The organism is Enterococcus sp. AAFC-DPL-5182 (genome assembly GCF_058216605.1).
Map to the genome: position 1 here is coordinate 43,034 of NZ_CM177101.1, position 13,753 is coordinate 56,786.

14 protein-coding genes are annotated in these 13,753 nt (G+C 35.7%); 10 read left to right on the forward strand and 4 right to left on the reverse strand.

Translation table 11 applies throughout. The annotated features are described in order from the left end of the window. Window positions 1-20 precede the first annotated feature (20 nt). A complete protein-coding gene (locus tag AC4BB7_RS00210; RefSeq protein ID WP_490483991.1) occupies window positions 21-1,652 on the reverse strand; it encodes an ABC-F family ATP-binding cassette domain-containing protein in 1,632 nt (543 codons plus the stop codon). Window positions 1,653-1,967: 315 nt separating this feature from the next. Here AC4BB7_RS00210 and AC4BB7_RS00215 point away from each other — a divergent pair, with 315 nt between their 5' ends. The 6 genes from AC4BB7_RS00215 (at window position 1,968) to AC4BB7_RS00240 (ending at window position 9,172) form a co-directional block, all read left to right on the forward strand. Then, on the forward strand, window positions 1,968-4,865 hold the full coding sequence (locus AC4BB7_RS00215; RefSeq protein WP_490483992.1) for a sigma-54-dependent transcriptional regulator: 2,898 nt from the start codon (window positions 1,968-1,970) through the stop codon (window positions 4,863-4,865). A 253-nt stretch (window positions 4,866-5,118) separates the two neighbouring features. Continuing rightward, the gene (locus AC4BB7_RS00220; protein WP_490483993.1) at window positions 5,119-5,613 is read left to right on the forward strand and encodes a mannose/fructose/sorbose PTS transporter subunit IIB; all 495 of its coding nucleotides are present in this window, start codon (window positions 5,119-5,121) and stop codon (window positions 5,611-5,613) included. 282 nt (window positions 5,614-5,895) lie between these two features. Next, window positions 5,896-6,894 carry a mannose/fructose/sorbose PTS transporter subunit IIA gene (locus tag AC4BB7_RS00225; protein ID WP_490483994.1) on the forward strand — a complete coding sequence of 333 codons (999 nt, stop codon included), beginning with the start codon at window positions 5,896-5,898 and terminating at the stop codon, window positions 6,892-6,894. A 33-nt stretch (window positions 6,895-6,927) separates the two neighbouring features. After that, window positions 6,928-7,734, forward strand: a complete 807-nt coding sequence (locus AC4BB7_RS00230; RefSeq protein ID WP_010762081.1) for a PTS mannose/fructose/sorbose transporter subunit IIC — start codon at window positions 6,928-6,930, stop codon at window positions 7,732-7,734. Between the two features lie 23 nt (window positions 7,735-7,757). Beyond that, window positions 7,758-8,669 (forward strand): PTS system mannose/fructose/sorbose family transporter subunit IID, encoded by a 912-nt coding sequence (locus AC4BB7_RS00235; protein ID WP_086314825.1) that lies wholly within the window; start codon window positions 7,758-7,760, stop codon window positions 8,667-8,669. A gap of 128 nt (window positions 8,670-8,797) precedes the next feature. Further along, window positions 8,798-9,172, forward strand: a complete 375-nt coding sequence (locus AC4BB7_RS00240) for a DUF956 family protein (RefSeq protein WP_086314827.1) — start codon at window positions 8,798-8,800, stop codon at window positions 9,170-9,172. Window positions 9,173-9,236: 64 nt separating this feature from the next. Here the strand turns inward: AC4BB7_RS00240 and AC4BB7_RS00245 are convergent, their stop codons facing one another. Both AC4BB7_RS00245 and AC4BB7_RS00250 read right to left on the reverse strand, forming a co-directional pair. Next, entirely contained in the window at window positions 9,237-10,043 is an 807-nt protein-coding gene (locus AC4BB7_RS00245; RefSeq protein ID WP_490483995.1) for a DUF1129 domain-containing protein, read from the reverse strand. Window positions 10,044-10,045: 2 nt separating this feature from the next. After that, window positions 10,046-10,375: a PadR family transcriptional regulator gene (locus AC4BB7_RS00250; RefSeq protein ID WP_086314831.1), complete on the reverse strand. Its 330-nt coding sequence runs from the start codon at window positions 10,373-10,375 to the stop codon at window positions 10,046-10,048. Between the two features lie 316 nt (window positions 10,376-10,691). On the opposite strand from AC4BB7_RS00250, the gene AC4BB7_RS00255 reads away from it, so the two are divergent. The 3 genes from AC4BB7_RS00255 (at window position 10,692) to AC4BB7_RS00265 (ending at window position 12,542) form a co-directional block, all read left to right on the forward strand. Beyond that, window positions 10,692-11,219: an HdeD family acid-resistance protein gene (locus tag AC4BB7_RS00255; RefSeq protein WP_086314833.1), complete on the forward strand. Its 528-nt coding sequence runs from the start codon at window positions 10,692-10,694 to the stop codon at window positions 11,217-11,219. Between the two features lie 18 nt (window positions 11,220-11,237). Next, window positions 11,238-11,639, forward strand: a complete 402-nt coding sequence (locus AC4BB7_RS00260) for a hypothetical protein (RefSeq protein WP_490483996.1) — start codon at window positions 11,238-11,240, stop codon at window positions 11,637-11,639. Window positions 11,640-11,753: 114 nt separating this feature from the next. Then, the gene (locus AC4BB7_RS00265; RefSeq protein WP_490483997.1) at window positions 11,754-12,542 is read left to right on the forward strand and encodes an HNH endonuclease; all 789 of its coding nucleotides are present in this window, start codon (window positions 11,754-11,756) and stop codon (window positions 12,540-12,542) included. 55 nt (window positions 12,543-12,597) lie between these two features. Here the strand turns inward: AC4BB7_RS00265 and AC4BB7_RS00270 are convergent, their stop codons facing one another. Next, a complete protein-coding gene (locus tag AC4BB7_RS00270) occupies window positions 12,598-12,795 on the reverse strand; it encodes a hypothetical protein (protein ID WP_490483998.1) in 198 nt (65 codons plus the stop codon). 166 nt (window positions 12,796-12,961) lie between these two features. Between AC4BB7_RS00270 and AC4BB7_RS00275 the strand changes: the two genes are divergently transcribed. Then, the gene (locus tag AC4BB7_RS00275; RefSeq protein ID WP_086314841.1) at window positions 12,962-13,540 is read left to right on the forward strand and encodes a TMEM175 family protein; all 579 of its coding nucleotides are present in this window, start codon (window positions 12,962-12,964) and stop codon (window positions 13,538-13,540) included. Window positions 13,541-13,753 lie beyond the last annotated feature (213 nt).

Here is a 13,753-nt window from a genome sequence, read left to right on the forward strand (position 1 = left end):
GATGTTTCTTCTTTTTTTAATTAATATTCACCAGAAAACAGTTCATCCAATTGTTTTTGAACATCTTTGTTTTCCAAAAATTCATCATAGGTTGTATCAGCGCGATCAACAACACCTTTATCAGAAACCGCAATGATCCGATTTGCTAATGTTTGAATAAATTGGTGGTCATGTGAAGCAAATAAAATGGCGCCAGTGAAGGCCATCAAGCCATCATTCAAAGCAGTGATCGATTCTAGATCCAAGTGATTGGTAGGATCATCTAAAACAAGTACGTTTGATTTAGAAAGCATCAATTTAGACAACATTACACGAACTTTTTCGCCCCCTGAAAGCACATTTACTGATTTCAGTACGTCTTCACCAGAGAACAACATTCTTCCTAAGAATCCACGTAAGAACGTATTATCATCTTCTTCTTTACTTGCAAACTGACGTAACCAATCTAAAATCGTTAAATTAGTATCGAAGTCTTTGCTGTTATCTTTTGGTAGGTAAGCTTGAGTTGTTGTAACACCCCAACGGACGCTGCCAGTATCAGGAGTGATTTCCCCCATGATCACCTTGAATAAAGTGGTTGTAACGATATCATTATCTGCAATGAAAGCTACTTTATCAACGTTATTTAAAGAGAAAGAAATGTTATCTAAAATTTTCTTACCATCAATCGTTACAGAAACATTTTCTACGTGAAGTAGATCATTTCCGATTTCTCTTTCAGGAGTAAACCCAACAAATGGATAACGACGTGAAGAGGGTTGGATGTCATCTAAGGTAATTTTATCAAGCATTTTTTTACGAGAAGTTGCTTGTTTTGATTTCGAAGCATTGGCACTGAAACGAGCGATAAAGTCTTGTAACTCTTTGATTTGCTCTTCTTTTTTCGCGTTTGCATTCGATTGTAATTTTGCGGCTAATTGGCTAGATTCCAACCAGAAATCATAGTTACCAACATATAATTTGATCTTACCGAAATCAAGATCGGCCATGTGTGTACATACCTTATTTAAGAAATGGCGGTCATGGGAAACCACGATAACCGTGTTTTCAAAATTGATCAAGAACTCTTCTAACCAATTGATTGAACGAGTATCCAAACCATTGGTCGGCTCATCCAATAGTAAAACATCTGGTTTACCAAATAGAGATTGTGCAAGTAACACTTTGACTTTTTGGCCAGCTGTTAGCTCACTCATTTTTTGATCATGCAGACTTTCAGGAATGTTTAAACCTTGCAGTAAAACAGCTGCTTCTGGTTCCGCTTCCCAACCATCTAACTCGGCAAATTCTCCTTCAAGTTCGGCTGCTTTGATCCCATCTTCATCAGTAAAATCTTCCTTCATGTAGATTGCATCTTTTTCTTTCATTACTTCGTATAAGCGTTTGTGACCCATGATAACTGTTTCCAGAACAGTATTATCTTCAAAATCAAAATGATTTTGTTTCAATGTTGCCATACGTTCATCTGGTCCTAATGTGATCGATCCAGTTGTTGGTTGGATTTCACCAGATAAAATTTTAAGAAACGTTGATTTACCAGCACCATTTGCACCAATCAAGCCATAACAGTTACCAGGTGTGAATTTAATATTTACATCATCAAAAAGTTTGCGATCTGAAAAGAGCAAACTTACATCATTTACAGTAATCAATTGTTTTCCTCACTTCATATAGAATAGTTAAACCTCTCTGCATTATAGCGAGGAAACCCATATTTTTCAAGGAATTTCAGACTTTTTCAGAAATACTGTATGGATTTTACTAAAATGAGATAACTTTTTATAAAAAAGGTGTTTCATGTGAAACATTTTAATAAAAAGGTTATTAGTGTACATTTAAAACGATACACTGTATGATACACATAAAATTAGTGTATCTTTTATAGATCCAAATGGTATTGTGATCTTGCTTTATGAGTTAGTCTCGGCTGAACTCGTAAGGCTTTTAAATTGAAAGGAGAAGTCAAGATGAAGCGCATCGAACGAATCTACCTTTACGTAAAAGAACAGACTGAAAATTTAACGACGAGTGATGTTTCTTTGGGAGGCGGACTGACAACAGAGGATGTCTCCAAGGCGTTGAATATTCAAAGGACGAATGCTAGTAAAGATTTGAATCAGCTTGTCCGAGAAGGATTATTAGACAAAACAGAAGGTCGACCAGTCAAATATGTCGATAAAGCTATTTTTAAATATCAGCCTTTGTCTAAACCTGTTATGAGCTATCGTGAACATAGTTTAATAAATGGTCAAACCGCAAGTGCTGAACAGGTACATAAGCCAACGAAAAAATTTGCTGGAGAAGATATTTTTAAAGGAATGATCGGCTCCACGGGGAGTATGAGAACACCTGTGGAGCAAGCCAAAGCGGCAATTCTATATCCGCCAAAAGGATTAAATTGTTTAATCACAGGACCGACTGGATCGGGGAAAACGTACTTTGCTCATGCAATGTTTCAATTTGCTTTATTAAATCATGTGATCGATTCAGATAAAAAACTAGTTGTTTTTAATTGCGCTGATTATGCCCACAACCCAGAGTTGTTGATGTCCCATTTATTTGGATATGCTGAAGGGGCATTTACTGGTGCAACAAAAGCTAAAGAAGGAATCATTCACGAAGCTGACGGCAGTATTTTATTTCTTGATGAGGTGCATCGCCTACCGCCGGAAGGACAAGAGATGGTTTTTTATTTTATGGATCATGGGACGTATTCAAGGCTAGGTGAAACTGTCAAAAATCGCCGTGCAGATGTACGGATCATTTGTGCAACAACTGAAAATCCAACCTCCTCTTTATTGAATACTTTTGTCCGTAGAATTCCGATTATTATCCAATTGCCGAATTTTATAGATCGTCCAGCAAAAGAAAAAATCGATTTGCTTAGAGTGATGATTTCGATGGAAGCTTCACGAATTCAACGAAAAATATCTTTATCTGAAGATGTCGTCAAAGCTTTGATCGGCAGCGTCTCCTACGGAAATGTAGGTCAATTGAAATCCAATGTTCAGTTAGTGACAGCCAGAGGGTTTTTGAATCATATCGATCAAGATGAACTAACAATCACGATTGATGAATTGACGGATAGTATTAAAGAAGGCATGATGCAACTGGCAAGTAATCGCGATATGCTAGCTGAACTATCTAAATATCTAGAACCACAAATGATCGTTACACCAAATGAACCATTAGTAACGATACAGTCTGATTCATATGAACTGCCATATAATTTATACGAAATTATTGGAGACAAAGCCGCCTTATTAAAAGCAGATGGACTAGAACAAGAAGTGATCAATAATTTTATTACGACAGATATCAATGTTCATCTAAAATCCTTCTATAAAGATCATGGTTTTACCTTTGATACTGAAAATAAGTTAGCGGAAATCGTTGACCAGAGAATTATTGATGTCACCAAGGAAATCTATAATTTTGCGAAACAAAAACTAAATTACAATTTTCAATCTAATTTTATTTATGCTATGAGTTTGCATATCAGTTCATTTTTAAAACGAATCCAAAACGGTGAGGAGCGTCAGCATCAGCTAAACGAAAATATCAGAAATATGGTGTTGGATTATCCAGTAGAATTCGAGACAGCGCAAGAGATCAAGCGTATCATCGAAATCAATTATCAAATGAAAATACCAGAATTTGAAACCTATTATTTAGCAGTGTTACTAATTTCATTAAGAGAAAATAAAGATGCGGGACGAATTGGGATTGTGGTTGCTGCACACGGAAAAAGTACAGCTACAAGTATGGTACAAGTTGTATCTCAATTGCTTAATGTCGATAATCTAAGAGCTGTCGATATGCCTTTAGAAATGCAACCAAAAGAGGCATTACGCCAAATTGTCAATGTAGTCAAAGAAGTCAATGAAGATAGTGGTGTGATTCTTTTAGTAGATATGGGTTCTTTAGCAACGTTTTCAGATGAAATTACTCGACAGACTGGAATTGATGTGCGGACAGTCGATATGGTCACAACCCCTATTGTTTTAGAAACTGCCAGAAAAACGACTTTGATCGATACACAATTGGATACACTATATGATTCTTTGAAAAATTTTCAAGGATATGCGGATATTCAGCAAGAGAGAGAAATCGACCCCTTAGCCTCTTGGAAAAAACGAGTGATCATCGCAATCTGTGCTTCTGGTGAAGGGACAGCTAAACGGATGAAGGAAATGATCGAAGCAGCTGTTCCACCACAGTTAGGATTAGAGTTAGAAGTATTACCGTTGTCTATTATCGATATGAAAGAGCAACTAGTTGCTATTCAAGATGAATATCGTGTGATTGCTGCAACGGGAATCACCGATCCAAAAATTGCAGCACCATTTATTCCAATGGAGACGTTCTTTTCAGGAGAAGCTGAGTCTGTAATCGATCAATTATTGATGGCTAGTGACATCTATGTAGAGACGCAAGCAATGGATGAATCCGCTGCAAAAAAAATCTGTATTGATTATATGGAAGAAAGTTTTATTTTTATCAATCCTAGAAAAGTAATTGACCCGTTATGGGCGTTTACAGACATTATCAGAACTAAACTTGCTTTACAACTGGACTATACATTCTACGTTAACTTAGTTATGCATTTAGCTGGTATGTTAGAAAGAGTGCTGCAACACGACACATTGACACTCACTGAAGCAGAATTGCAACAAATCACTTCTGAGCCAAGCTATGAAACTGTGATGAAAGCATCTCTCTATTTAAAGCAAACCTTTAAAATAGAAATACCAATAGAAGAAATTTATTATATTATTCAGCTGATTAAAAATACACAGTTGAATCAAGAACAAAATACAGAAGATACACTAGAAGGAATACACAAAGAAGATACACTGTTTTAGTGTATCTTCTTTGTGTATTTTCTTAATAAAAGCCTTATTTTTTACTTTATTTCAGCAATACACTATTTTTGGCACGATACTTGCTTTAATTAAGTCGTGGGTGAAATCTGCCTACTACGCAATCACTTAATTTTTGATGATGTAGTCGATTCCGCTAGTCGTTATTTTGGCAATAAATGACTGGACATAGTATTTTAGTAATAACACACTAAGTATTTATTGATTAGACAATAGGAAAAAAGGAGAACAATACATGATGGATATTCGTTTAGTGCGAATTGATGATCGCTTGATACATGGTCAAGTTGCTACTGTCTGGACCAAAAGTACGAATGTAAATCGAATTTTAGTTATAAGCGATGCAGTTGCTCACGATACGTTAAGAAAAGCATTACTGGTACAAGCTGCCCCACCAGGCGTAAAAGTAAATGTCATTACGGTTGAAAAGATGATCGACGTTTTTGCCGATGAGCGTTTTGACAGTTTAAAAGTAATGTTGTTGTTCACTAATCCAGAAGATGTAAAACGTGTGGTTGAAGGGAATGTCAAACTTACCTCTGTCAATATTGGGGGTATGAGCTTTACTAGTGGTAAACGAATGATCACAAATGCTGTTGCTGTTGACGAAAAGGATATTGCAGCATTCAAATATTTACATGATCAAGGAATTACATTGGAAATTCGAAAAGTAGTTGCAGATAACCAAGTAGATTTGATGGAATTGCTGAAAAAAGAACAGTTAGTATAATTCTTTTTCAGATTCTATATAAATGAAGTGATGAACTAGATGCCAATTGTCGAAACTTATGCATAGTATTGGAAGGAGTGATCCGATCGATCAAAAAGTGAGTACTGATCGTTGAGCAATAGATGGTTCTAACTTTAAAATCATCTGACAGATTGCAAGCAGCAATTGAGAGCACAAAAAGAGTCATGCATTTTTTCTTTTTATATTTTTCTAACAAGTGTTTTCGTCTGTTGATGAGGGTAATAACCAAGTAATTGAAAAAAATATAGGAGGTATCAAATTATGGTAGGAATTATTATTGCTAGCCATGGGGAATTTGCTCAAGGCATTTTACAATCCGGTTCCATGATTTTTGGCGAACAGGAAAAAGTACAAGCAGTTGTATTGATGCCTAGCGAAGGCCCAGACGATTTAAAAGCAAAGCTGAAAGAGGCAATCGCAACGTTTGATGAAGAAGACGAAGTATTATTTTTAGTTGATCTATGGGGAGGCACACCGTTTAACCAAGCAAACAGTCTTTTTGAAGAACATAAAGACAAATGGGCGATTGTTAGTGGTTTGAACTTACCAATGCTGATTGAAGCATATGCATCACGCTTTTCAATGAATTCAGCGCAAGAAATTGCTAAACACATTCTTGAAACAGCTAAAGAAGGTGTGAGAATCAAACCAGAAGAGCTAGAGCCTGCAGAAGCACCGAAAGCTGCTGTGGAAGATGCGCAACCAAAAGGGGCATTACCAGCAGGAACAGTTGTCGGTGACGGCAAAATCAAGTTCGTTTTAGCACGTGTCGATTCTCGGTTATTACATGGTCAAGTAGCGACAGCTTGGACAAAATCGGTTTTACCAAATCGTATTATCGTTGTTTCAGATGCTGTTTCTAAAGATGATCTTCGTAAAAAACTGATCGAACAAGCAGCGCCTCCAGGGGTTAAAGCAAATGTTATCCCAATCAGCAAAATGATTGAAATTTCAAAAGATCCACGTTTTGGGAATACCAAAGCATTATTGTTATTTGAAAACCCAGAAGATGTGGTAAAAGTAGTCGAAGCAGGCGTAGATATCAAAGAAGTAAACGTTGGTTCTATGGCACATTCAGTCGGCAAAGTAGTCGTAAGTAAAGTATTATCAATGGGACCAGAAGATGTTGAAGCTTTTGAGAAATTAGAAGATTTAGGCGTTAAATTCGACGTTCGTAAAGTTCCAAATGACTCTAGCGCAAACATGGATGAAATCCTTAAAAAAGCAAAACATGAGTTAGCACAAGCACACTCAAAATAATCCAAAAATTCAAATGAAAATAGGAGGCTTATCATGTCTATTATAACAATTATTTTAGTAATTTTAGTTGCCTTTCTAGCTGGTATGGAAGGAATTCTTGATGAATTCCAGTTCCATCAACCGTTAGTGGCATGTACGTTGATCGGTTTAGTAACAGGAAACTTGGAAGCTGGGATCGTTCTTGGCGGAACGTTACAAATGATCGCACTTGGTTGGGCAAACATCGGAGCCGCAGTAGCACCGGATGCGGCATTAGCATCTGTTGCATCAGCAATTATTTTAGTATTAGGCGGACAAGGTGTTAAAGGTGTTCCATCAGCAATCGCGATTGCTGTACCACTTGCAGTAGCAGGTCTTTTCTTAACAATGATCGTTCGTACACTCGCTGTACCGATCGTTCACATGATGGATGCGGCAGCTGAAAAAGGCGATATCAGAAAAATCGAAATGTTACACATTTTAGCAGTATGTATGCAAGGGATCCGTATTGCGATTCCAGCAGCAGCACTTTTATTCATTCCAGCAGAAACTGTTCAATCAGCATTGGAATCAATGCCAGCATGGTTAACTGAAGGTATGGCTATCGGTGGTGGTATGGTTGTAGCAGTTGGTTACGCATTAGTAATCAATATGATGGCAACAAAAGAAGTATGGCCATTCTTTATCATCGGATTCGTTGTAGCGGCAATTTCTCAATTAACATTGATCGCACTTGGTGCCTTAGGCGTTGCGTTAGCGTTGATCTACTTGAACCTTTCTAAAATGGGTGGTTCTTCAAATGGTAGCGGCGGCGGAAGCAATACTGGTGACCCACTAGGCGATATCTTAAATGATTATTAATCCTGAAGGAGGAGAGAAAAGACATGGCAGAAAAAATTGAATTATCCAAAAAAGATCGTTTAGCCGTTGCATGGCGCTCTACATTCATTCAGGGCTCTTGGAACTATGAACGTATGCAAAATGGTGGTTGGGCATTTTCAATGATCCCAGCGATCCGTAAATTATATAAAACAAAAGAAGATCAATCAGCGGCATTAAAACGTCACTTAGAGTTCTTTAACACTCACCCATACATTGCTTCACCAATTCTAGGTGTAACGTTAGCATTGGAAGAAGAACGTGCCAATGGCGCACCTGTTGATGATGTAGCGATTCAAGGTGTTAAAGTTGGAATGATGGGACCTTTGGCTGGTGTTGGTGATCCAGTATTCTGGTTTACGATCCGTCCGATGTTAGGTGCCTTAGGAGCTTCACTAGCAATTGGTGGGAACATTCTTGGTCCAATCATTTTCTTCTTAGCTTGGAATATCATTCGCTGGTCATTTATGTGGTATACACAAGAATTTGGTTATAAAGCTGGTTCTAAGATCACAGAAGACCTTTCAGGCGGGTTATTGCAAGATGTTACAAAAGGTGCTTCGATTCTCGGTATGTTTGTACTGGCGGCGCTCGTACAGCGGTGGGTATCCATCAAGTTCATACCAATCGTTTCAACGGTTAAATTGGATAAGGGTGCGTATGTTGAATGGGACAAACTTCCAATCAATGGTGAAGGGTTACAAAAAGCCTTTGAAGAAGTTGGCTCAGGCAAGGCACTTTCAGCAATGAAAGTAACGACATTGCAAAATAACTTGGATCAATTGATTCCTGGTTTAGCAGCGTTACTACTTACATTTTTATGTATGTGGTTATTGAAGAAAAAAGTTTCTCCAATCGTTATTATTCTTGGCTTATTCGTAGTCGGTGTACTTGGTCACGTAATCGGTTTACTGTAATACGTCTATGAGTTTTATGCTTGGGATAAAGCCATTCGGTTTTGTCCCAAGTTTCATTTACATAGCTTAATTGATTGAAAACACATATAATAAAGACTATAGATCACGGAAGAAATGGAGCAGATAAAATGGTTCAATCACTGAATACTAAAGTAGATTTCATAACAGATGCTACCGCGTTTACGGGACTTACGGATTATGGAAAAATTATGATCGGAGACAAAGGTTTTGAATTTTATAATTCTCGTGATAGCCGAAAATTTGTTCAAATCCCGTGGGAAGAAGTTGATTATGTGATTGCTTCTGTGATGTTTAAGGGGAAATGGATTCCTCGTTATGCGATCCAAACAAAGAAAAATGGAACGTTTACGTTTTCTTCTAAGCAACCAAAAAAAGTGCTTAGGAAGATGCAGGAATATGTAGCGCCAGATCATATGGTACAGTCATTAGGATTTTTTGATGTAATCAAACGTGCATTTCAATCGATTGGTAAGAAAAAATAAAAAAAGATCAGAGCTAAAAAACGTTAATCGTTTTTTGACTCTGATCTTTTTGTTACAGTTGTAGCTAATTCTTTTTCTCCTGCCTATAAAATTGAATAGAAGGGAGTACGAACATCATTAGTAGTAGAAGCGTTGAGAAAATCGTTTTACTCCCTAAAGACAATGTGGCAGGATTCACTAATCCTAGTAGAATAGTGAATTCTAAAATGGTTAGAATGACCGTCGGGATGGCCTCTAAAAAGCTGCTTTTCTCTAAGTAATATCCTATTAAAATAATCCCGGATAAAAAAAGTAGAATCAAAGCAAATGTTTGATGAGAAAGTATGATTGTTTTTCCTATACCGTTCATCATGTTGTCGAATATTGGAATTAAAAAACTAGCTAACCAACAAACAAAAGCTAATAGGGCAAAAGAATAACTCACTTTTTTTGAAACCCCACTGTATTTCACTGTTGCAAGTATAAACACGATAGCTAAACCTAACAGCAAAATCGGAAGACCTGTTTTGAACAGGCTGATTGCTATTACAGGCTCAAGTAGAAGATTAAATAAATTAAATTGCAGGAGCAAAATGAAGATCATAAGAACAAATTTTATTAAATCTGTTCCAGCGCTATGGGGTAATTCTGCTAAAATACGATCACTGATTTCTTTCGGATTTTTCCCGAAAAATTCTTGCGCTGAAGTATCATTTTTTTGCGCATCTAAAATATCTTGTAAAATTTCTAAGAGAATTTCTTCTGTCTGTTGTTCATCTTTATTCACGTTTACGCGGATATAAAGCAAGATTTCCTCATAGTATTTTTTATTTTCTGGATTTAACTGTTTTCTTAGTTCGTTATTTTGTTGGATAATCTCTTTTGTGTTCATGTTCAGCCCTCGTTTTCCTGTTCCATAATGTTGTTAACGCCTGTGGAGATCAATGCCCATTGTTTTTCGAATTGCTGTAAATAAACTTCTCCAGTTGGTGTCAAAGAGTAATATTTTCTTTTTGGTCCTTCAGAAGATGGACGCATCTCACCTGAAATCAATTGTTGTTTTTGAAGCTTGAGTAAGATGGGATAAATACTACCTTCACTGACCATATTCAAGCCATATTCTGATAAGAGCGTAATCATCTCGTACCCGTAAACAGTCTTTTTTTGAATAATTTTTAAGATACAACCTTCGAGTAAACCTTTTAACATCTGGGTAGCATCCAACTAAGTTCCTCCTTTGATATTGGTATCTTGTAATACAATATACTAAAAATCCGCTATATTGTAAAGCAATATAGCGGATTTCTTATAAAATTTTTTTGTATGATTCATAGTTATAGGAAATCTGGCGAATTTTTATCTTTCATATATGCTTGAATTAATTTTTTGAATGATTTTTGACAGAAAATAACTGATTTTGTGTGATTTATGTCAGAAAAATAACGTTTGTTGTTTTTAGGACCTTTTGTTTTGACCCAGTCATTTTTTAGGAGTACCATAAAATTGTAAAGAGAAATAAAACAGGAAGAAGTGGGAAATTATGAATGAAACAAGCAAAAAAGGCATTGATTGGGGTTCTTTGATTCTAGGCATTCTGTTTGTTTTAACAGCATTATTATCTTTTCAAGATCCAGCTGGAAACTTGATTGCAATTGTGATGGTTTTTGCTATATTTGCGATTTTGAAAGGAATCTTTGAAATTTTCGCTCGTAACAGAATGAAAGAATTAACAGGGTACAAAGCGTATGCACCAATTATTTTAGGTGTAATCGATATTATTATCGGTGTGTATTTCTTATTCAATTTAAATATCGGTGTTGCAGCTTTACCGTTTATATTTGCAATTTGGTTTATCTTAGACTCTGTTTTTGGATTGTTTGCTTTAGATTTGGCGAAATCAGTTAGTACAGGCTACTTTTGGTTTACCTTAGTTGTAGATGTTTTAGGGATTATTTTAGGAATCATGCTATTGATGAATCCTTTATCTTCTGCTCTAACATTAAGCTTTCTAGTTGGATTTTATTTTATGCTTTTTGGTATCACACATATTGTTTATGCATTTAGATAAGACAAGGAGGACTAAGTTATGACAAATTATGCAGAAAAAGAAGCAAAATTAGTAGAAAAAATCGGTAAAGAAATGGATAAGTTAGACGTTACTCTTGGAAAAATGGAAGATACTGACAGCAAAATCAAACATTTTTATGAACAAGAAAAAGCGTTACATGAAGTAAAATCAATTATCCGCAAAGAAAATAAGATTGAAAAAGACGAACAAAAAGCACGTGATAAAGCAGTTGAAAATACTGAAAACTGGATCGATGATCAAGAATCATTGGTTGGTCAAATCAATAATGAAATTGATAAATTAGATGCAACGTTGGGTAAAATCGATAGCGGTGAAAATAAAGTGAAAAGTTATTTAGAACAAAAGAAGGCGATTCATGAAATCAAAAAAATCGTTAAAAAAACAGAAGAATTAGGGTAATGACCGAAACTAATTGAATAATAAAGAAGTAGAGAAGGATGTCAATTAGATCCTTCTCTACTTTTTTATTTCTAAAATACGTTATAATAGAAAAAAACACGAAGGAATGACACCATGAATTATCATCGTTTTAAACTACCGAAAGCCTATTGTCCGAAATGCTCAAAAAAAGTAGAGTTACTTTTTTCAGAAGAGTCTTCAGGTTTACCGCAATTTTACCTTTGTTTTAAATGTAAAACGATTGGACAATTTGGTGTGGGAGAATTGCCTGTTAATGACTTCTCAGCGTTTTCTATTGAAAGGAAAAAAGACATTCAGGAAACTGTTGAAGAGATTCCTGATAAATATATCTATAAAGCGAAGGGCAGCCAATTACGTTTAGAAGAAACATCAGATACCTATACAAGACGCTGGCTGAGTCTTTATGAATATGAAAAAGCCTTTGGTGAAACATTAGGTTTTGAAACGATTGATTTTCGAGAAGATATAAGCTTATGCAAATGGTGTAACCAACCTTTAGAAGGTCGGCGCAGATCATTTTGCTCAGACCGTTGTAGTCGGAATTATGGGAAAGCAACTTTTTTTAAGCGGGGCCTTTCCACGTTACCTTATAGAATTGCCAGTAGAGATCGATTCTATTGTAGGATAACAGGCGAAGATTTAGCCTTTACCAACCGTTTTGGCGTTAGAATTCCAACAAGCGATCAGCAAGTAGAAATCCATCACTTAGTTTTTGTATCCGAAGGTGGCAGCGATCATGAAACGAATCTTTTGACTGTTTCCAAACAAGTTCATAAAGATTACCATAAGGGACTTGCTTATGTTGTAAAAGCGATTGAAGAAATCAAGGAGCAACAATTATTGCGTTATCGAGATAAAATGTATACAACAGAAACTAAGTAATAAACAAGGTAAAAAAGATTCAACCCTTATTAGGTCGAATCTTTTTTTCTATTTATTAGTAATATCTACGACGATTAGATGAACCTGAAATCATACGAACTAACCAAACTGCAATAGCCACAGGAATCATGATTTTAATTGCAAACCATAATAGTCCACCTAAAATCCCAAGTGCAATACTTAAAACAATACTTCCTAAGAAAAATAACCCGATTACCATTAATATATTCATTACCATTGATCGTTGTCTCATTATGAAAACCTCCATTTTTTCTCTCGTTCTCTATGAATAAAGTATAGCAAGAATCCCCGTTCAAGAAATCCACCTTTAGGCTGATTTTTTATCCATCTTTAGGCGGGTCATATTCATTGCATTTGCTCAAAAAGAACGTAAAATTAAAAAGAAGGAGATGAAAAATATGTCGAAATCAAGAATAGAAGCTTTTACAGATGCCGTTATAGCCATCGTAATGACCCTCTTAGTTTTAGAATTACGTCAGCCAACAACAGATACTTTAGCTGGTTTAGTAGGAATTGAGCGGAAGTTATTCATTTATATAGTAAGTTTTGTCATGCTGGCGATTTATTGGAATAATCATCATCATATGTTTCAGTTAGTACACAAAATCGATGGACGTGTTCTATGGGCGAATAACTTTTTCATTTTTACATTAACACTCGTGCCATTTGCTACTGCCTGGGTGGGGGATTTTATTGATAGTTTAATTCCTCAGTTAACATATGGTGTGATGACACTTTTAGCGAATAGTTCATACCTGGTGCTGACTCGTGAGTTGATTCGGGCAAACGGCAGTGATTCAACATTAAAAAATCTGTTTCAACGTTATAATAAAGCGTATGTAACGATTTTTCTAAATATTCTAGGGTTGGTCTTAGGGTTATTAATCCATCCCTATTTCGTATTAATTGTAAATATTGGGATTTTGATTATGTGGATCATACCAGATCGACGAATTGAAAAACAATATAAGGAGTAAACACGATATTTTTTATATAAATCCAATAAAAAGGATAATAAAATCCTTTTTATTTTGTTTTTGTTGCAATTTAAAATAAATAAAGATGTAAAATCGATTTTTAAACGAGATATTCTCATTTTTTTATGATATCAGCACATTTTATGAAAACAAATCGGGTTGTTTTTAGGGTAAAATTAAATATGATTGTTTAAAAAAGAACGTAGTAAACAT

Bases quoted from the DNA above. Each gene is read 5' to 3' on its own strand.
- AC4BB7_RS00275 (WP_086314841.1), top strand. From the start codon at position 12,962: ATGTCGAAATCAAGAATAGAAGCTTTTACAGATGCCGTTATAGCCATC.
- AC4BB7_RS00245 (WP_490483995.1), bottom strand. From the start codon at position 10,043: ATGAACACAAAAGAGATTATCCAACAAAATAACGAACTAAGAAAACAG.
- AC4BB7_RS00255 (WP_086314833.1), top strand. From the start codon at position 10,692: ATGAATGAAACAAGCAAAAAAGGCATTGATTGGGGTTCTTTGATTCTA.
- AC4BB7_RS00215 (WP_490483992.1), top strand. From the start codon at position 1,968: ATGAAGCGCATCGAACGAATCTACCTTTACGTAAAAGAACAGACTGAA.
- AC4BB7_RS00230 (WP_010762081.1), top strand. From the start codon at position 6,928: ATGTCTATTATAACAATTATTTTAGTAATTTTAGTTGCCTTTCTAGCT.
- AC4BB7_RS00265 (WP_490483997.1), top strand. From the start codon at position 11,754: ATGAATTATCATCGTTTTAAACTACCGAAAGCCTATTGTCCGAAATGC.
- AC4BB7_RS00225 (WP_490483994.1), top strand. From the start codon at position 5,896: ATGGTAGGAATTATTATTGCTAGCCATGGGGAATTTGCTCAAGGCATT.
- AC4BB7_RS00270 (WP_490483998.1), bottom strand. From the start codon at position 12,795: ATGAGACAACGATCAATGGTAATGAATATATTAATGGTAATCGGGTTA.
- AC4BB7_RS00220 (WP_490483993.1), top strand. From the start codon at position 5,119: ATGATGGATATTCGTTTAGTGCGAATTGATGATCGCTTGATACATGGT.
- AC4BB7_RS00240 (WP_086314827.1), top strand. From the start codon at position 8,798: ATGGTTCAATCACTGAATACTAAAGTAGATTTCATAACAGATGCTACC.
- AC4BB7_RS00235 (WP_086314825.1), top strand. From the start codon at position 7,758: ATGGCAGAAAAAATTGAATTATCCAAAAAAGATCGTTTAGCCGTTGCA.
- AC4BB7_RS00260 (WP_490483996.1), top strand. From the start codon at position 11,238: ATGACAAATTATGCAGAAAAAGAAGCAAAATTAGTAGAAAAAATCGGT.